Origin of the sequence: Variovorax sp. RA8, from assembly GCF_901827175.1 — a bacterium.
GTDB lineage: Bacteria > Pseudomonadota > Gammaproteobacteria > Burkholderiales > Burkholderiaceae_C > Variovorax.
In genome coordinates, this window is record NZ_LR594662.1 from 4,046,212 (window position 1) to 4,064,621 (window position 18,410).

An 18,410-nucleotide genomic window follows, 5' to 3' on the forward strand; every position below is an offset into this window, starting at 1 on the left:
AGCCCTCCAATGCCGCTGACCGATTCGCGCGGCGCGTTGGCTTGTCATTGCTGCTGCCACACCGTCGCACGTCCCTTGGGAGATTCAATGGACGCGAGCTATCACGCCTCCGGAAGTAACCCGGCCGGCATTCCGTCTTGACAGGGAGGGTGCGGCGAGGTGGCAGGCCAGCCATCTGCTGTCGGCCACTTGCAGGCATCCATACCCCGGACGACGCCCAGCTTCAGTTTTTGGAAACAGTGTTTGAAGCAGCGCCTCGGCGTTCGCCTTGCTCTCGACGCGCTGCCGACTTGGCCTAGCTGATCGGATAGCGCATGGGCTTGATGACCCGCTGCCCTTTCTCCCACACCATGACCGCTGCATAGACGCCCGGGAAGATCCTTGCGTCTCGTTCGAGGATTTCGCAGCGCGCCAGGCCCGACAACTTTTCGTTGGCCGCCGCGATCTTGTTGGTGGCGATTCGCACGTCTTCGGCGGCTTTCTTTGTCACCTTCACCTGCAGCGAGCGCTCGCCATCCACCAGTCGCTTGCGCATGTTGACACTGCCGCGGATGCCGAACATGGCATCGGCTGTGCAACAGCCATCCTTTGAGAAGAAGAACGTTCCCTCAGTTGCTCCTGGTTGTGCGCGGCACACCCCGAGTGCGCAGCGTGCCAACCTTAGGATCGGACGAACGGCGCAAAGACAGCCGGCCCCAGGCCGCCGTCAATCGTTGCCGCAGAGGCGGCGCCGGCGTGGCGGGCACCGGCAGCAGCTCGGCCGCCTGCGCGGCCGGCAGCCGCGGCGCGAGCAGGCGAGCGACCTCGCGGTTGCCGAGGGTCTGCTGCAGCCGCAGCACCGTGCGCACGGGAAGCACGCGCCCGGACTGGAGGATGCGCTCCGCCTCCACAAGGGCCGAACCATGCGACGACGGGACGCGTGACGGTGTATCAGGCATGCAGGGCTCCCTTCTCTCGATCAGGCTGCTGCGCGTCGCGCAGGATCAGGTGGAAGACGCCGTGGCCGCCGGGCCGAAGCTCGCAGCACGGCTGCGCACGGGCGAGCTGCGTGATCAGGCCCGCCAGCGCCCGCGCTTCGTCCGGCTTCAGGCGGCGGTCGGCGCGTGACAGCGAATACAGCACGGTCCGCGCCTCGCGCAGCCGGCCCAGCGATTGCGTGGAGATGCCGATGGACTGCGAGGTCCGGCGCACCGACACGGCACCCCCCTGCGATGCTTCCAGGCGCCGGACGATGTCGGCCACCTCGCTGGCATGGCGCGGATGCAGCACCGCATGCTGCGCGCGGCGCGTCCCGGCCAGGACCAGCATCGACACCGCGGCGGCCGCACCCAGCGCGAAGTGCCAGCCCGACCATGGCAACCGCCCCTGCCACTCGCCGAGAAGAGCGCCCGCGACCAGCAGCAGCGAGGTCCACTGCGCTTCGGAGAAGCGGCCCCAATGGGGCCTTGCATCGTCCCCCCGCAATTCCTCGAGCCAGATGCGCGCGACCGAATAGCTGACGACGTAGGTCGAGAGCACGGTGCCCGCCGGCCGCCCTTGCAGGAACTGCCAGGTGCCTACGGCCACGATCGAGATGACGACCAGCGCCTCGAGCACCTGCACCGGGAACAGCCGCACCCCCACGTAGCAGGCAGGAAATCCTTCGGCTGCATGGTCCTCGCCGTAGCGCACGCCCCAGCGATGCGGCCTGCCGTGGCAGCAGCCCACCATCAGGCAGCCGCAGCGTCCGCAGGCGAGGAAGACGCCGAGCCAGAGGGCGTTCAGGTCGAGGTAGGGCAGGACCGGCAGCGCGAGCAGGGACAACAGGAGCGCGGCGCTGGCGAGCACTGCCACCTCGTGGTGGTAGTAGATCAACGCCTCCCGGCCCGTCAGGATCTTGCTCACCATCGCAAGGACAAGAAAAGTGAGGACCCCGGACGCGAGAAGGCCTCCACCCACCCAATGCGAGAGTCCGGCCTCCGAGATCAGCACACCGGCAAGCGCAGTGGCGAGCACGAGCCCCATGGCGCCGCACAACTTGAAACTGTGCAGCCGCCAGCCGCACAGCACGATCGTCGGTCGAAGTGAAGAACTCACTGGCGTCATGAACGGCCCTTCATTTCGGCAGCATCAGCTGGTAGCGAATGATGTTCTCGTCAACGTACTTCTTCTTCTCGGCTTCGGTCGCCGGAATGCGCGTCGCTTCAAAGAACTTGGCGCGGATCGCCTCCCAGCGCGTCGAGTCGCTGCGCTTCAGCTTGGACAACAGCCTGGCGGGACCTTCGACCTGCTGCAAAAAGTTTTCATGGCCGACGATGCGCCTGTCCTTCAAGGGTTGGAGGGCCGCGATGAAGTCCTGCGGGGCGCCTTCCGCAGTCACCGCGGCCAGGACCTGGTCGGTCACCATGAACGAGTTGCCCGGAAAGTCATCGCAATGCTCGGCGAGCCCGCGCTTGACCTGCTCCTCGGTCAGGTCCGGCTCGAAGGGATGCGCGTCGTAGAGATCTTCCGCCGGTGTCTTTCCCTTGCGGGTCTTGACGGCGTTCTCGTAGATCCACGCGCCGCGTGCGAGCGCGCTCGTGTTCTTCCAGACCACCTTCGCGCCGACCGGTGCGTCCTTCCACCGCGAATCGAGACTTCGCTCGTCGAGCCCGAGTTCATGGTTGCCGCTCGTATAGGTGTCCGAATCGAGTCCGGTCGTCTCCTGCGGCCGCAGGCGCAGATTGCTGAACTTCCTGTCGAACTCGGCATCCGTCAGCGTATGGCGCCATGCGTACAACCACGTCAGCTCGGTGAACAGCGCGCAGTCGCACTCCCAGCGGTCCAGGTGTGCGAACAGCTCATCGACCGAGACGTGCGGTTCCTTCGTCGGCGCAAAGGCCCCCTGGTACTTGCGCTTCTCTTCGCCGTAGTCGATGAGGCGCCAGTTCGCCTCGTCGAACTTCCATTCCTGCGGGTTCTTCCCCCTTGGGAACCTGCAGCCCGGCTCCGAGTCCTTCTTGCGGCGCGAAGCATCGAGGACGCGGAGGCCTTCCTGGAACGCCTGGTCCCAGGTTTTCCGAAGGGCTTTGTCGGTCTGGAGATTCGGCGCGGCGGCAGGCTTCTTGGCGCTGCCGCTGCAGCGCTGCAGTTGCAGGCCGGAACGCAGGCGGGGCGGTGATGCCTTGGCTGCTGCGTCCCCCTGGCCCTGGCGTCCGCTCCACAACGCCGTCACGGCACGCACCGCGGCGTTGTCGGCGTCCTTTTCCAGCGCGCTGTCGGCCGGGCCTCTCTTCGCCTGGGGCGGGCCGGCCGCGTGGCCGCGCTGCTGCAGGACATGCGCGAGTTCATGCGCCATCAGTGCATCGCCAACCAGCGTGCCGGGCCGGTACTCGCCGGACCCGAATGCCACATGCGCTCCGAGCGTGAACGCGCGCGCATTGAGCTGCTCCGAGAGCTGCGCCGCCTTTGCATCGGTATGGAGGCGTACGCCGGCGAAGTCCGCGCCGAACGCCGACTCCATGCGCGTGCGCACCGCGCCCGGCAGGGAACGACCACTGCCGAGCTGATCGCGAACCGACACCGGGTCTGCTTCCCGCGCGCCCCCAGGCCGGGCCTTGAAGAACATCCCGCCGAACGCGCCGAGCATGCCGCCACCGGGCATCGCGCTGCCCGGCAGGTCCTCGGGCATGCCCACGATCTCTCCCGTGCGGGCCCACGCGTCCACGCTCCGTGCCACGCGCGCCGTCACGAACGGGATGTAGTCGCGCGCGCTGGCCGCGGAGGCGGCTTCGGGCGCGTACTTGAGGATGGCCCGTTCAAGCTGAGCGGCGCTGCGCTCTTCGTAATAGCCCAGCCAATGATCGATCCAGGGGCAGCCCTGCGAGTCGCGCCCGGTGCCGCTCAGGCCTGCATCCACCGTCGCGCACACATTGGCGCGCAATGCAGCCATGAATTCGCGCTTGCGCATGCGCCCGCCGGTCAGCTCGGCTTGAGCTTCGTCCTTGTCTTCGGCGATCAGGCTCGATGCCGCGCCGCGGGGCGCGGCGGCTGGCGCCGCATCGGCCTCTGCGACGCGCGCCTGCGTGGGTGCCCCCGCCGCCGGCGCTTTCGGTGCCAGTCGCAGCTGCTCCGCTTCTTCCTCGCAGGAAGCGCACTTGCGCCGGATCGAATCCCCGGGCGAGGATGCGGCCGACCACTTCGACGCACGGCGCTCCAGCGCCTTGCCCGACATGACCGCGTGCGCCATGCGATCCGCTTCTCGCTCGAACGCGTCGCCAGCAGGTCCGATCGGTTCCTTGAAGGCAGGCGTGGCGGTGCCGCGACAGGCGTCGCCGCATTTGTGTCGGGGGGTGGAAGCGAACACGGGAGCATTCAATGAACGCGTCGCCCGTAACGCTCGCGGAACGCGTCCAGCTCGTCGAGCGCAAGGTACTCGTCACCGAAGTACCCTCCGAAGCGAGAGGTCAGCTTCAGGTGGCCGCCCTGCTCGGACCATGGCCACTGTTCGTCGACCCAACCTTCGCCGGCGGGGATGCCATGGAATGCAGCGAAGCGCGCGACGCCTCCCGCAGCGCGGGCCGGGGCCGCGTAGACGAACCGCGTCAGGACGTACAAGCGGCTCGCCGCCGAAACACCGAACTCGCCATGCGCCAGGCGCTCTTCCTCGATGTAGCGCACAACCACCCTGCGAAGCGCGGTGTCGTCCAGCATGGCGAGTTGCCGTGCGGCTGTCTCGATGCGGCTCGCCTCCGCGGGATCGAGGTCTTCGAGATCGGCCCAGGCGGGCATCGCTCGCAGCACGTTCAAGGCGTTGTCTTCTGTCATCGACGTCCTCCGATCGTTCGGCAGCACAGCCGGCGGTGTCACGGTGTTCCAACCTGAGTCTGCGGCGTTTTCGCGATGTCATCGTAGTCCACCCTCAGCGTGTGGTCCTGTGCACTCCCGTCCGACCAACCAGCGGGCGCCGAAGTCATCGTCGGCAGCGACAGGGCGGCCGGCACGGTATGACCCCATGGAGGCTCGGTGAGGTTGTAGCCCTCGACGATCGCGACCTTGCCGATGATTTCGACGCGACCCTTGGTATTGGCGTTCTCGCTGGTGGTGCGGAACGTGTCGGATTGGTGGGGGCTGGCCGAAGAGCCGACGTACACCTTGCCATTGCGGGCCTCCCACCCTTCCCAATACTCCAGGCCCGAGTTGTTGGGGACGACCGTACCCGAGGCGTCCTGGACTGCGCCCTGGAACGTGACGTGCTGGATCACCCAGCCGTTCACGCCAGCACCCACCGACCACTGCACCTGGTACTCGGCGCTCCCGCGCTGGTTGAGCGCGGTCGCTGCCTTCTTGACCGCGATCGCCACCGGACTCATCTTCATGCTTCCGCGCGAGCATCGCGACAACTGCAGGCCGGATTTCAGTCCCGGGGCCATCCTGGCGGCACCATTCTTCAAGCCACCCCACAAGGAGGCGACGACGCCGATCGCGGAGCGATCCGCGTCTTGTTCGAGCTGGCTTTCGCTTCCCGCCGGCCCCATCGTCGAACGGGCCTCGGGACCGCCCTGCTGCACCACATGCGCCAGTTCGTGTGCGATCAGTGCATCGCCGGCGACGGTGCCCGGCCTGAACTCGCCGGCGCCGAAGGCAACATGTTGTCCCACCGTGAAAGCGCGCGCGTTGAGGTGGTCCGAGAGCTTCGCCGCGCCAGCGTCCGTATGGAGCCTCACGCCGCCGAAGGTGGTACCGAAGGCTGATTCCATGCGCGAGCGCAGCTGGCCAGGAAGCGCCTGTCCGACGCCCAGTTTCTGGCGCACCGAGATCGGGTCATCGGGGCGCGCGCCACCGGCCCGCGCCTTGAAGAACATCCCTCCGAATGAATCGAGCACCGCCCCTCCCGGTGCCTGGATTGTCGGAATGCCTTCCGGCACTCCCACGATCTCGCCAGTCTTTGCCCAGACCTGCGCACTGCGCCGAACGCGTCGGGCGACGATCTGGATGTAGTCTTGCGCGTCGCGGGCCGCGCGGGACTCGGGGGCGTACCGGTGCAACGCCCGTTCGATCTCGGCGCCGCTGCGCGCACCGTAGTATCCAAACCAATGGTCGATCCAGGGGCACCCTTGCGAGTCCCGGCCGGTACCTGCCAGTGCGGCATCCATATTGGCACAGACGTCGGCGCGCAGCGCTGCAATGAACGCACTCTTGCCCATCTGCCCGGGGCCGGGGGTAGCCTCGTCGGACACAATGCGCGCCGCCGCGCGGGCGGGGGGTGCTGACCCATCGGCCTCATTCGAAGCGCCTTGTCGCGAAGCGGCCTCCGGCACCCTGTCCGATGCCGCCGCGGGAGCCGTGGTTCGGGCTGCTTCCGAAGGCGCGTCGTCCCGCGCCGCCAGGCCACGGCGGAGGGTCGAGTCGTCCGGTCGCTCTGCGGCGGCCCAGCCGCCCGCGCGAGTTGCACACTGCATGTCGCCCGACAACATCGCATCGGCCATGCGATCGGCCTCATGCTCGAAGGCATCGTCGGCCGGCCCCGCAGGCTTCCGGAACGGGGCGCTTCGCCGGGTCGGCACATGGCCGGCTGCGCCGCGCTGCGTGCTCGCGGCCTGGGTGGCGGTGCTGTTCGTTCGGCTCATGATGGCGCGTCGATGGATCGGGGCCTGCCCTTAGAAGGTCAGCTTCCGCAAAGCCGCCGGGAGGATGTCCGGCCCGTGCGACAGCACCTCGGGATGCGCCCGGATGATCGCTTCCAGGCGCGCATTCATGTTCATGATCCGGCTCAGCGCAACGTCCGGAGACAAGCCTGGCGGGACCGCATTGCCCAGCGTCTCAGTCACCCAGCGGTTGTATTCGGGATGATGGCCCCGCATGTTGAAACGATAGGACCTGCCCTTCCAGTCATACCAGCCCCTCAGTTGGCCGTGCTCTGGAAATTCCTTGATCAGGTTCAGATCTGCATCGACATGCGTGCCCGCTGACTCGAACAGCGCCTTGTTCTTGCTCAGATAGCGCGTGGCAATGTGATGGTCCTCCTCGAGGCTCACTCCCGCCTGCTTCCGAGTGCGGGTGACGTGCTTGCTCTCCTGCTCCTGGAGAACTGCCTTTTGCTCGAGTTCCTGGCGTTCCGTGAACTCTTCGAGAACGTGCTTGCGCCGCAGCTCATCGGGGGTCAGCGTCTCGGCTTTCGTTGCCGCGGGACTTGACTTGGGCGCTTCTGCCGCAGGCTTGGCCACGCTGGCCTCCTTGCCCACGTTGGAAGGATGAACCTTCGGCGGCTTCAGATCCGCCACCGTCGCCGGCGAAGTCCGCGTCGAAGTCACCATGCGCGACTCCATGACATTGGGCAGCGGCCCGGGCGCGCCACGGCCCACGCCGGCCGCTGCCTTCTCCCCCGCACCGACCACCGCCGCCTCGCTGAACAAGCCCACCAGCGCCTCGAAGGCTTCGACCGCCTTGTTGACCACGCCCTCGAACGCCTTCAAGGCGCCCTTGACCGCGCCGCGCAGCAGCCCCACCGCCTCGACGAAGATGCCCTTGAGCCAGGTGAACGCCTCGACGGCCTTGCCGGCCACGAACTCGGCGGCCTTGCCGACCAAGCTCGCGCCCTTGGCGATCAGGTTGCCGATCGCCTCGCTGAAGACCAGCAGGAGCACTTGCGCGATCAGGGTGCCGATGACCTCGCCGATGCCCTTGCCCATCTCGTAGAAATCCTTGCCGAGGAAATCGAACAGCGCGTGCGCACCGCCGGCGCCGATGCTGCGCGCCTTCGAAAGCGCCATCTGCATCAGGCCTTCGAGAAAGCCCGAGAACTTCTGCACCGTGCCCTTCGGATCGGTCACGAAGGCTGCCAGCGAGGTGCCCAGCTCGCCCATCAGCTCACCGAGCTTGAGGTTGAGCTGCGCGACCTTCGCCCGCCGCTCGGCGCTGATGGCGATCCCGAGGGGTGACCATTTCGCCAGCCAGTCGAGTCCCGCGACGCCCAGTTTCACCAGGCCCACGACGCCCTTCACGAGGTCGGTGATGGGGCTCACCAGGCCGATCACCAGGCCGACCAGGTAGCCTCCGTAGAACTTGACCGCATTCCAGGGCCGCATGAGCTCGGAGAGATGGCTCTTCGCGGCATCGGCGCGGCCGGACTTGACGTCCGACTTCAGCCCCCCGACGAATCCTTCCAGGACCGCCTTGATGAAAGGCCAGGACCGGTCGCTGGTCGCCTTCCGGCCGACAGTGTCGACGAGGCCGGTGCCCAGGGAGAACTGCTCTTCCTCTTCCGGTGCGCGCTGGATGCGCTGCTGCGCCAGGGCGGGGACCTGCTGCGCGGACGGCTCGCGTGCGTCGCGTTCATGCGCCGAGTCGCGTGCGTCTACTTGCGGGTTGAGCGAAGCCGCGGCCCAGTGCTGCTGCGCGACGTGCCGAAGCTCATGCCTCAGCAGCGCACGGCCCGTCGGCGCCTCAGGGGCGTACCGCCCCGCCGCGAAGGCGATGTCACTGCCGATCGTGTAAGCCGAGGCGTGCAGGGACTTCGCTGCGGCGTTCGCCGGCGGTCCATCGTGCACCCGGACGTGGCCGAAGCCGAAGCCGTAGCGATCGAAGGCTTCCCGTTGGACGTGGGGAGGAAGCGGCTTGCCGCTGCCGCGCACGGCATCGACCGCACGCGCGGCAGGTGTCCGCTTCGCATGGGCGCGCACGTCCTTCTCCGCAAGGCGGCGCCGTCGTCACGCAGGCGGCGCCGCGGGCACGCCATTCGGGCCGGGCGCAGGCACCGGCGGCTCCACCACGATCGGCGGCTCGTTGCACTTCCACCAATACGGCGCCAGCGACAGCAGCATGCGCCGGCAGGTGCAGTTGTCGATCTTCGTGACCACGCCCTTGGCGTCGGTGGTCACCTCGGCCAGCACCACCCACGGATCGGTCGGGCACGGGATGCAGTCCGGAATGCCGCTCGGGCTCAAGAGCCCTTCGAGCTCAGGCGGCTGCGCATGCGAGTCCGGGCAATGATCGAGGACGCAGATCTCATAGCCGTCGCGCCAGCGCGAGTACTCGCAGGCCGTATCGTCGCAGCCGCAGCCGACGGCCTGCACGCGCACGGGGCGCGAAGGCATCTCCTTGTAGCGCACGGCGATGTACCACGGCGTGTTGGCCTCCCGCTCCTGCGGCGTACGGTCGCCGCACAGCGGATCGACGATCTCGTCGCAGGCGTCGATCTCGTCGACTTCCACGCAGCGCGTGCGCACGTCGAAGCAGATCGCGCGCTCGATCACGATCTCGTCGCCGTAGGGACCGAGGATGTAGCCCGGCTGCACGATCACCTTCCACGGCTTCTTCGCATCGGCCACCCGCGTGCCGCAGACCACGCCCCAGCCGTGGAGGTAGCGGTTGATGCGCCGGATCTTGTGGCGGAAATAGTCCTGGCCCAGGGTCAGGTCCTCGGAGGTCACCAGCTGCCGCGCGAAGAAGCGCGGCCGCTCGATCGAGCCCTTGCCGCTCGCCGCATCGGACGCAGCCGTCGATCCGCAGCCACAGGTGCTTTCGGTCACTTTTGCCATGGTCGTTCCCCTCAGTTCCTGCCCGCGCGCCGGTTCTGGGTTTCGTGCACCAGCGAAAGCACGAGTTGCCACAGCACGTCGAGGCTGTAGACGATCGGTCGCACCGAGATGTCGATGTGCGAAAGCTCCACGGTCCCCTCGCCCGTAGGCAGGCGGATGTTGGCCAGCGCGATGCACGCGTCGCCGGGCCGGTCGCAGGGCATGCTCACCCACTCGGCCAGCGCCCGGTAGTTGACGTTGTTGCCCTTGATCAGGTTGGGAATGCTCGGATCGACCGGGATGTCGCGCGCCTTGCCGGGTTCGATGTGCAGCGCGTAGCCCTCGCGGATGGCGCCGGGCGAGCACCGCTCCGGGCCCTCGCAGCCGCCGGACAGCACCGGCTCCGGATCGGTCTTGCACTCGTCGTAGCAGATGACGAGATGGGCCCAGTCGTCGTCGCAGCAGCCGTCGTCGCTTCGGCCGTTCCTGCCGCCCTCGCCGGCCTCCTGCGCCGGCTTCGGCTCGATCGGTATCTTCTTCGAGCGCGATGGCACGACGATCTCGCGGCCGCGCCGGTCGAGCGCCACGCCCGGCAGCACGACCACGCTGTGGTCGTCCTCGCCGACCTGCACGTCCAGGCCGCAGACCACGCCGAAGCCGGAGATCAGCCGGTTGAGCATCCATTGCTTGCGCTTGAAGTAGGCCTGCTCGGACTCGAAATGCCGAACATCGAGCAGCTGCCCATGGAAGTAGCGCGGGCGCGTGAAGCTTCTCACCACGCCTGCTGCCGGATAGTCGTCGTCCATTGCGTTCTCCTCGTTGAAGAAACTACAGCTGCCTGCCCGTTCCCAGCCGGCTGTCGATGCCCAGCCGCGCGCGCGGCTGGCCGTGCAGCCCCAGCGCGGATTCGCCCAGTCCGCCCGGCGCGGGGCCGCTGCCGAGCAGGGTGTCGATGCCCAGCCGGGCCTGCCAGCCGATGCGGATGCCCGCGTCGATGACGCGCAGCTCGTACAGCGTGTGCGCCGGCTTCTCGCGCTCGACGATCGCTCTCACCAAGTCCAGCTTGCCGGCACATGCAAGCTCGCGTGCGTAGAGCCACACGACGAAGCGGTAGGCGACGGCGTCGAAGAGCGGCGTGCCGAAATCCTCCTGTGCGAGCAGCTGGGCGCCGTCCAGCGTCGCGGTGGTGCCCACCACGGCGCCCTGCGGCTCGGCCGATGCCAGCACGGTGTTGAAGCCGAGAATCGAATCGCCGCCGTCGACCCAGGTGCCGGCCTCGCCAGGCTTGCAACTCGTCGAGGACGCCGGCATGGACCACCAGCCCATGGCCTGCAGCGGCTCGTCGATCCACGCGCGCACGCCGGCCTCGGCGCGCAACGCCTCGCGCAGCCCCTCCACCGTGCCGCGCCTCGCATGACGTGCATAGGCGCCCGCGATGGCCTTGCGCTGCGCGTCCTCGCTCGCCGCATCGGGCAGAGAAAGTGCCAGGAAGCTTGCGAGCCAGGGCAGCGCGTCGTCCGGCGCCGCGGCCGGGTCCACCAGCGCTGGCAGGTCCCGGATGCGGGTTTCGAATTCGTCGAAGAAGCTCTCGAAGAGGCTGACGTAACGCAGCAGGAAGTTGCCCTTGTCGGGACTCAGCAGCGAAGGCGCGTTGGCGGCCCAGTTCTTCTCGCGATAGATCGCGGGCAGCTGCGGCAGGTAGCCGGCCTGGTCGAAGTCGAGCCGCGCCTGCGACAGGACAGGCGTCGCCTGGCCATCGTTGGCGAAGCGCGCGCCGATCCACAGCGCTTCCTGGCTTGCGTCGTCGAAGCTCAGGAAGAAGTCCGTCACGTCGTCGCCCACCGCGCGCCAGGGTGCGGCGAAACGGCCATCGGCGGCCGGCGAAGGCGGTGGCGCGTTCGCGGGGCCTGCATGGACGAAGAACTGCACATGCGCATCCACGGGCAGCGCGACGTCGGCGTGCAGGCGGTTCCAGTAATGCGGGATCGTGCCGACCTCGATCGCGCGGCTCCAAAGCCAGCCCTGCGGCCTGAAGCCCCGGTCGATGCGCAGGCGCAGCGGCGCGACACAGCAGCCGGGCGACACCAGCAGGCCGCCCGAACGATCGGAGGCCAGTGCGGCCACCGGTCCTTCATAGCCGGCCGCGTGGCCCGCGAACTCGTAGGCCCCCGTGCCGCCGCGCCGCAGCACCGCGATGCGCCGGCGCGCCGGATCGCCGATGTAGAGAACGCCGTCGGCCACGGCGAACACGGCCGCGCCGTCGATCGTCGTCTCGGCTTCCTCGACCAGCCCCTGCGCGGTGAAGATGCAGATGTGGTGCGTCTCGCCATCCAGCAGGTAAACGAGATCCTGCCCGCCCTGCCGTTCGCAGGCCACCGCGCGTGGATCGCTCACCCGGCCGCTGGCGTGCACCATCTCCCAGAACGCGGGCTCCAGGTCCCCTGCGCTGCTGAACCGGTCGGCACGCCTGGCCGTGGTGTCGACGACGTACAGGTTGCCGTCCTCGTCCAGCGCGATCGAAACCGGCCGCGGGAAGCCGTCGAGGATCTCGACCAGCGCCAGGGTGTCGGTATCGAAGATCTGCACGCGATGGTTGCCGCTGTCCGCCACGTAGAGCGCGCGCCGGTGCCGGGCCACCACCAGCGCCGCCGGCTCGCGCATCTGCGTGGCGTCCGAGCCCTCCGCGCCGATGCAGGGCGCCGCCTCGGCCTGGCCGAAGCAGCCCTCGATGCGGCGAACGAGCGAGTGCGCCGGGTCGGAGAAGTAGATGCTGCCCGTCTCGTCGATGGCGACGCCGCCGGGCGGCTGCACCGATGCGAGCCGCTCCAGCTGCGGCGGCGGCGCACCTTCGAGCCGGGGCACGGGCATGAGGCGCAGCGCGCCGCCCGCATCCAGTTCGAGGCCGGTCCAGGCGAAGCCCGGCCAGGTGCCGTCCTGGTTGAGGTGCCTGTAGGGCCGCGTGTCTTGCGTCATGGCGTCTCAGCCTTCCACGCCGATCCAGTCGACCGTCCAGTTCGCATCGGTCTGCCGGGTCAACTGTTCCTTGAAGTCCGGCGCCGCCTGCGGATTCGGATCCTCGGGGTTCTCCGGGACCCTCGAGAGCAGCGAGTCCGGAACGAGCAGCGAGAAATCGAAGCCGGACTTGCTCGCCGCCAGCAGGATGACGAAGCCATCGAGCATGCGTTTGACGTCCCGGTTGTTCACCCGGAAATTGAATTCCCGGCTCCCCAGCAATTGCGCCGAATAGCACGGCGGTGTGCGAAAGCCCGCTGCCTTGGTGTCGATGCTGGCCGTGATCTGCAGCCCGACCCCCAGCGAGGTCGGTCCGTTGGGCAGCTTCCATTGCAGCTGGGTCGCGTGGTCGCACGCCATGTACGGCTGCTCCGCCGGCTTGGCATTGCGCCGCTGCGCCAGCGAGAGGGGCCGGTCCAGCTTGCAGTTGAGCACCTGCGCGCGCGCCAGGCGCAGATGCAGGCCCTTGACCACCGCGTCGCTCAGCGTCTTGTCGATGGGCAACTGGTCCGGCGGCGCGCCCAGGCGCACCCAGCAGAAGACCGGCGCCTCGCGCAGCCGAATGGCACCCCTCGCAGTGCCGCACACGCCCTCGCGCGTCTCGGCGGCGTTGAGCGTGTGCTCGTCAGGATAGGAGACGGTCAGATCGAAGAACACCGGCCCGCCAAAGTCGTCGCCCGCGACCGGCGGCACGGGCTCGATGACGGTTTCCGTCAGCACGATCTCCCGCCCATCGGCATCGATGGCATAGCCGGGCTGGATGACCACCTGGCGATCGCCCTTGTTGCCGCTGATGGCGAAGCCGGCGCCGATGCCGGGCTGGTGCAGGCTCTGGTTGTGGAGCCAGCGCATCTGGCGGTTGAGCTCCTCGACGCCTTGAAGGTCCGACGCGAACAGGCGCTGGCCGTTGAAGAACTGGTTGCGCTCGACGAAACGGGTTTCACCGATGATCGACATGGTTTCAGTCCTCGGAAGAGTGGCCCTGCGCGCAAGGGTCGTGGGTCTGCTGGCCGGGGCAGCGGGCGTGCGGCGCGAACTCCTGCAGGCAGGCGGTCCAGCGAACCGAGAGCTTCTGCTTCTGCGCGAAGGTCGCGAACGCGCGCGGAAACTCGGTGTTGAAACTGGTGACGAGCGACAGCGTTTCGGGCCGCAAGCGGAAGGTGGTGTTCGCATCCAGCCGCAACAGAGCGACCTGCCCGCTCGCGGGGTCAGTCAGGAGCGGGAGCACGCCGGCCGACACGAAGCGTCCGCTCAGCAGGTCCAGGCCATAGGCCACCGCCTGCGCCGGGCGCTCCAGGCCATCGGTGGTCTTCATGCGAACGAAGGGCTGCAGCTGCGAAGGAAATGTTTGCTGCGCGCCCGGCAGATAGCTGACCGCCGCTGGGCCGACGATGCCGCCGTCGATCCAGTCCTTCTTCACGATGCCGTCGCCGTGCTCGATGCCGGGCAGCGCGAGGGTCAGGACGTTGCCCGCGACCGCCTCGACCATGCCGGGGTTGGCGTTGTCGGCATAGTGGTTCAGCATGCCGACCACGTCGCTCTCGCGAAACACGAGCTCGCCATCCACCTCGACCTGGGTCGGGTCGATGTCGCCGACGGCTGTCAGCGACACCCGATCGCGCCAGTGCACGCAGGCGAGCTGCTGCCCCGGGTTCAGCAGTCCAGGCGATTCGCTGAGCACGGCCAGCGTCCCGCTGGCCGTGACGACCTGGAACACAGGCCGCACGGCCGCAGCACCCGCAGCCGGCAGCAGCACCACGCTGTCGCCGGCCGCAAGGCGCCCTGGCTCCGCGATCGTGACTTGTTCCGGCTGCGCGCCCTGCGCAACCACGGTGACGATGCCCGGAAAGACGCCGACCGCGAGCGTGTCGAGCCGCTTCAGCTCGACGAAAGGCGTCGCCAGCGTCAGCGTGGCGCCCTGTACGTTCGTGACCGCCACCGGCGCGGAGAACTCGTCGTCGATGCGCAGCACCACGAAGGACCCGGGCAGCGCCGCATTCGCGCGGCCGACGACGACCCGCGTCGTCGGCGGCACATCGACGGCGCTGACCGTGGTCGCGCAGCGCCAGTTCGCCGCCACGACATGCTCGCCGACCTGCACGTTGTCGAGGGGCGGCCACAGCTCGAGTTGCTTCTTGTCTTCATCGATGTCCTTCACGAGCGCGATCTGCCCGGGCCGCCCCACGATCGCCACGAAATCGCCTTCGGCGAAGGGACCGACGGACTCCACGCTCAGGGTGCTTCGGCTCGCAGGCTCCAGGCTCTGGACCGTGACCGATGCCTCCGCGGGCACGACGCGTCGGAGCGCGGTGAGCGCCTCGTTCGACAACACGGGCTCGACCTCGATGATGGCGCCGCTGCGGCTCGCCACCTTCGCGACGGTCGCCAGGGGCCGCTTGTTCTCATTGAGCAGGACAAGGACCATGCCGACGCCGACAGCATGGCTCGCGGGCTTCAGTTCGATCGAGGTCTTCAAACCGTCATCGGACACCCTCGCGCTCTTCACCTCCACCGAGGCGCTCGGGCGCGCTGCCATGAGCGTGTCTGCCGTGGTCCAGTTTTCGAACGGATCGCCCACCACGAGCTTGCCTTGCGTGACGCGGTCGACGACGGCAAGCTTGCCGTCCGACATGCGCAACAGGACATCGCCTTTCCTGATTTGCGGCGCGGCAGTGACGGCTGCAAGCACGGCCGGGTCGACGGGCTTCACCTCCGTCACCTTCGACATGCGCGGCAGGTTGCCTACCGCCAGCTCGCTGCCTTGCCGCGCGCCGTCGAGCGCCGCCTCCAGCGTGAGCTTGGACGAATCGCTCTTCAGCACGCGCACCACCTTGTCGGACCGCGGGCGCAGCTGCGCCACCATGTCGCCCTTTCTGAAGGCAGCGGCGGCAGCCACGGTGACCTGCAACCGATCACCGACGCCGCGTGTCGTCTCCGTCACGCGCGAGAAATCGGCCAGGGCTTCGTAGCGCCGACGCGCGATCTCCGTCATCAACAACCGGAAGGTGAACCCGGCCGGGGTGGCATCGGCGACATGCGGGAAGAAGGCCGGCGCAAATTCGGTCTTCGCAAGATTCCACGTCTGGCTCTGGATCGTGGCGATGTAGCAAGGCGTGCGCGTGAAGCCCGCGGCCGATGTGTCGATGTGCGTCTGCACGCCGACCACCCGATCGCGCAAGCCGCCCTTGCCGTCGGGCTCCTGGATGGTCCAGGGCTCCCATGGCGTGTCGCCGCGCACCGTCTCGCCGCGGGCCAGCCGGGGCTTGGCGAGGGGGCGCGCCTGCCGGGGGCGGAATTGCGCATCCAGCACGCCCTCGGCATCGAGCCGCGCCAATGCCACGCCTTCCACGGGCTCGCTCTCGCCCCCGGTCCACGCCAGTTCGAAGTCCGCGTCGAGCAGCAGCGCTTCGTCGGGGATGCAGCCCGGCTCGGACGCCACGCAGCAGGCAGAAGCGCCGGACGAACGCCTGCCGGCCTTGCGCGGCCGCAGCACCAGCCAGGCGGCTTGCGTCGGCATGTCGATGCGGCGCGGCCGCTGCAGCAGCAGCTCGCGCCCGCGGCAGTCGTAGGCCAGGCCGCACGCGACCTCCCACGTCACCGGGTCTTCGTCGATGCGCGTCACGCGAAGGCCGAAGGCGACGCCCTCGGTCGAATGCAGCGCGAGGTTGTGCAGGCGGCGCCTGAGCGCGTCGAAGCGGCGCTGGTCGCGGTCGTCGGCCGCGCGAAGCGTCTGCCCCTGCCAGTAGCGCAGCCGCTCGAACTCGATGCGATGGAGCGTCGACATGGTCATTGCACCTCGATCTCGTGGCTGCCCGCGGCCACCAGCCAGGTGGGTTGCAGGCAGACGTTGCCGCAGCTGGGCTCGCAGCCCTGCGCCACCAGCTCCAGCGACAGCACATGGTCCACGCCGGGCGTTTCGTCGATGACCTGCATCAGCTCGGCGCGGTAGACGTCGCGGCCCAGCGGCCAGCCGGTCTTGTCCGGGCCGCCGGTCAGCGGATGGAAGAAGGCGTCGATCGCGGCGGCCACCGCGGTGGACAGCCGCGCCTTGTCCTTGCCTTCGAACGCACGCAGCCGCGCGCGCACGGCGACTTCGAGGTAGCGCGGCGCGCTGACCACCACGCGCGTGCCGATCATGCGTCGCCGGTCCAGCCGCGCGGCGACCGCCTGGATCAGTCCCGCGCTCGGCGAAGGCCTCGATGCGGGCAGCGAGGGCAGCACGATGACGCTCACCACGCCCGCGGCGCTCACGCAGGGAAGGCCGGGGTAGAGATTGGGCCGCGCGATGGCGCGCGCGACCCGCAGGCCCGGCGTCTCGCGTGCCAGCGCTTCGAAATCTTCCACGGTCACCGCGCGCAGGCGGGCCTCGCGCGACTCGATCGCGCGGCCGATCGCATGGCCCAGCGTCTCGGCAGGCCGCGCGGCTTCCAGTTCGATCGGCGGGCCTGCGGCGATGCGGCCGATCGCACCCGGGTCGGCCAGCAGCACGCGGTTGCGCGGCGTGTCGGCGATGCCGGACACGCCCGCCATCGCCGGGGCCGGCAGGGTCGACTCATAGAAGGCGAAGAGCAGGCAGCCGGCGGGCGCGACGCGGCCGTGCTCTCCGTCGCCGAACCTGAGTTCGCCACGGGTCGGGTCGAGCAGGACCTGCGCGTCCGCGCGCTTCGCCGCGGCCAGGTCGTCGACCCGCATCCACGGCCGCCAGCGCGTGCCCTCGAGGCTGAAGAAGCGCAGCGTGGATTCGACCAGCGGGCTGCGGGCGAGCGTGATCACCTGGCCTGGTTCACCGCTGCCGGCGCCGGCCAGCGAGGCCTGCACGGTCAGCAGACCGGAGGCACCGGCGGTGGGCGCGACATAGCCGAGCACCATGAAGCGCGGCGCATCGGGGTCGTCGTCGACCGAGAGCTCGGAGATCTCCCCGCCCTGCATCTTGAGTTGCAGGCCGGTCGCCTGCCCGGGCGTGAACGGGCCCGAGACGACGGCGCCGCGCGCGAGGGTCCAGGACTGCCAGACCGGCACCGACTGGACCAGCTCGAGGCCGTTGGCCAGCACGCGCGCGGCCCGCGGCGCTTCGTCGAAGGCGCCCTGCACGAAGCGGCAGCGGAGGTAGCAGAGGGACTCGCTCACCGGGCCGAGGGCCGTCGGCTTCATCGGCTGCCGGGGGCGCAGGCGCACCGCGCCGCTGAGCGTGAAGACGCGCGTGCCGTCCTGCGCGTCGAGCGGCAGCCAGCGCGCGGACCCGCCCACGTCGGCGAGGTAGTCCCACGCCACGCGTGCGTCATGGTGGCGCAGCGCGCCGTCTGCGCCCGTCTCGGCCTGGATGCGCCGGCGCTCCTCGAGCCCGGCCAGCGCGCCGTGAATGAAGAAGTAGAGCTGCGTCCACGCGCCCACCGGCAGCGGCCAGTCGAAGCCCAGGTAGAACTCGGCGCCGGGCCGGGGATATTCGCCGAACAGCGCGATCGCCTCGTTGCGCGTCCACGCGGCTGTGAGGTCCTGGAAGCCGCTCGCTTCCCTGCGCTGGATGGCGCGCAAGGCGGCCGGTGCGACGTCGATCGGGCCGGTCGATTTCAGGAGCGCCGCCGCACCATCGAGCCGCGCTCCGGCGAAATCCAGCGACTCGGGGAGCGACACCGGGCCCGCGCCCGCGACGACCCGCAACCCCACCACCACCGTGGCGGGTTGCGGCGGGCTCGGGCGGATGTCCATCAGCTGCAGCAGGCGGTGCTTCTGGCGGTCGGTCAGGCGGTTGAGCTGGAACACGTCCGTCTCGGCGATCCAGGCGAGCAGCTCCATCAGCGTGATGCCGGGGTCGGAGGCGTTGTGGTCCGTCCACTCCGGGGCATACAGCGGAATCAGCGCGCGGCCCTGCTCCACCAGGTCGGACCAGCGGCGATCGTCGAGATTGGGCAACGGGATGGCCAT

General features: G+C 68.9%; 13 protein-coding genes. All 13 read right to left on the reverse strand.

Annotated elements, in window-relative coordinates; translation table 11 throughout:
• Positions 1 to 295: 295 nt before the first annotated feature.
• The 13 genes from E5P3_RS18960 to E5P3_RS19020 all read right to left on the reverse strand — a co-directional run bounded on the left by E5P3_RS18960 (position 296) and on the right by E5P3_RS19020 (position 18,410).
• A complete protein-coding gene (locus tag E5P3_RS18960) occupies positions 296 to 562 on the reverse strand; it encodes a hypothetical protein (RefSeq protein ID WP_162587385.1) in 267 nt (88 codons plus the stop codon).
• 46 nt (positions 563 to 608) lie between these two features.
• The gene (locus E5P3_RS18965) at positions 609 to 938 is read right to left on the reverse strand and encodes a hypothetical protein (protein WP_162587386.1); all 330 of its coding nucleotides are present in this window, start codon (positions 936 to 938) and stop codon (positions 609 to 611) included.
• Positions 931 to 2,085 (reverse strand): prolipoprotein diacylglyceryl transferase family protein, encoded by a 1,155-nt coding sequence (locus tag E5P3_RS18970; protein WP_162587387.1) that lies wholly within the window; start codon positions 2,083 to 2,085, stop codon positions 931 to 933. The genes E5P3_RS18965 and E5P3_RS18970 overlap by 8 nt, the downstream gene beginning before the upstream one ends.
• A gap of 10 nt (positions 2,086 to 2,095) precedes the next feature.
• Complete coding sequence (locus E5P3_RS18975; protein ID WP_162587388.1) at positions 2,096 to 4,207, reverse strand: eCIS core domain-containing protein; 2,112 nt, start codon at positions 4,205 to 4,207, stop codon at positions 2,096 to 2,098.
• A 125-nt stretch (positions 4,208 to 4,332) separates the two neighbouring features.
• Complete coding sequence (locus E5P3_RS18980) at positions 4,333 to 4,785, reverse strand: hypothetical protein (RefSeq protein WP_162587389.1); 453 nt, start codon at positions 4,783 to 4,785, stop codon at positions 4,333 to 4,335.
• 38 nt (positions 4,786 to 4,823) lie between these two features.
• Entirely contained in the window at positions 4,824 to 6,587 is a 1,764-nt protein-coding gene (locus E5P3_RS18985) for an eCIS core domain-containing protein (RefSeq protein WP_162587390.1), read from the reverse strand.
• 30 nt (positions 6,588 to 6,617) lie between these two features.
• Positions 6,618 to 8,639, reverse strand: a complete 2,022-nt coding sequence (locus tag E5P3_RS18990) for an eCIS core domain-containing protein (protein ID WP_162587391.1) — start codon at positions 8,637 to 8,639, stop codon at positions 6,618 to 6,620.
• 27 nt (positions 8,640 to 8,666) lie between these two features.
• On the reverse strand, positions 8,667 to 9,497 hold the full coding sequence (locus E5P3_RS18995) for a hypothetical protein (RefSeq protein ID WP_197893974.1): 831 nt from the start codon (positions 9,495 to 9,497) through the stop codon (positions 8,667 to 8,669).
• An 11-nt stretch (positions 9,498 to 9,508) separates the two neighbouring features.
• Complete coding sequence (locus E5P3_RS19000) at positions 9,509 to 10,282, reverse strand: hypothetical protein (protein ID WP_162587392.1); 774 nt, start codon at positions 10,280 to 10,282, stop codon at positions 9,509 to 9,511.
• Between the two features lie 22 nt (positions 10,283 to 10,304).
• On the reverse strand, positions 10,305 to 12,449 hold the full coding sequence (locus E5P3_RS19005; RefSeq protein WP_162587393.1) for a phage tail protein: 2,145 nt from the start codon (positions 12,447 to 12,449) through the stop codon (positions 10,305 to 10,307).
• A gap of 6 nt (positions 12,450 to 12,455) precedes the next feature.
• On the reverse strand, positions 12,456 to 13,445 hold the full coding sequence (locus E5P3_RS19010) for a hypothetical protein (protein ID WP_162587394.1): 990 nt from the start codon (positions 13,443 to 13,445) through the stop codon (positions 12,456 to 12,458).
• 4 nt (positions 13,446 to 13,449) lie between these two features.
• The gene (locus E5P3_RS19015; RefSeq protein ID WP_162587395.1) at positions 13,450 to 16,272 is read right to left on the reverse strand and encodes a hypothetical protein; all 2,823 of its coding nucleotides are present in this window, start codon (positions 16,270 to 16,272) and stop codon (positions 13,450 to 13,452) included.
• A gap of 2 nt (positions 16,273 to 16,274) precedes the next feature.
• The gene (locus tag E5P3_RS19020; RefSeq protein ID WP_162587396.1) at positions 16,275 to 18,410 is read right to left on the reverse strand and encodes a putative baseplate assembly protein; all 2,136 of its coding nucleotides are present in this window, start codon (positions 18,408 to 18,410) and stop codon (positions 16,275 to 16,277) included.

Excerpts from the sequence above, each read along its gene's own strand:
- E5P3_RS18980 (WP_162587389.1), bottom strand. The coding sequence starts at position 4,785 with ATGACAGAAGACAACGCCTTGAACGTGCTGCGAGCGATGCCCGCCTGG.
- E5P3_RS19010 (WP_162587394.1), bottom strand. The coding sequence starts at position 13,445 with ATGTCGATCATCGGTGAAACCCGTTTCGTCGAGCGCAACCAGTTCTTC.
- E5P3_RS18965 (WP_162587386.1), bottom strand. The coding sequence starts at position 938 with ATGCCTGATACACCGTCACGCGTCCCGTCGTCGCATGGTTCGGCCCTT.
- E5P3_RS19020 (WP_162587396.1), bottom strand. The coding sequence starts at position 18,410 with ATGGCCATCCCGTTGCCCAATCTCGACGATCGCCGCTGGTCCGACCTG.
- E5P3_RS18970 (WP_162587387.1), bottom strand. The coding sequence starts at position 2,085 with ATGACGCCAGTGAGTTCTTCACTTCGACCGACGATCGTGCTGTGCGGC.
- E5P3_RS18995 (WP_197893974.1), bottom strand. The coding sequence starts at position 9,497 with ATGGCAAAAGTGACCGAAAGCACCTGTGGCTGCGGATCGACGGCTGCG.
- E5P3_RS18975 (WP_162587388.1), bottom strand. The coding sequence starts at position 4,207 with ATGGCGCACGCGGTCATGTCGGGCAAGGCGCTGGAGCGCCGTGCGTCG.
- E5P3_RS18985 (WP_162587390.1), bottom strand. The coding sequence starts at position 6,587 with ATGAGCCGAACGAACAGCACCGCCACCCAGGCCGCGAGCACGCAGCGC.
- E5P3_RS19005 (WP_162587393.1), bottom strand. The coding sequence starts at position 12,449 with ATGACGCAAGACACGCGGCCCTACAGGCACCTCAACCAGGACGGCACC.
- E5P3_RS18960 (WP_162587385.1), bottom strand. The coding sequence starts at position 562 with ATGTTCGGCATCCGCGGCAGTGTCAACATGCGCAAGCGACTGGTGGAT.
- E5P3_RS19000 (WP_162587392.1), bottom strand. The coding sequence starts at position 10,282 with ATGGACGACGACTATCCGGCAGCAGGCGTGGTGAGAAGCTTCACGCGC.
- E5P3_RS19015 (WP_162587395.1), bottom strand. The coding sequence starts at position 16,272 with ATGTCGACGCTCCATCGCATCGAGTTCGAGCGGCTGCGCTACTGGCAG.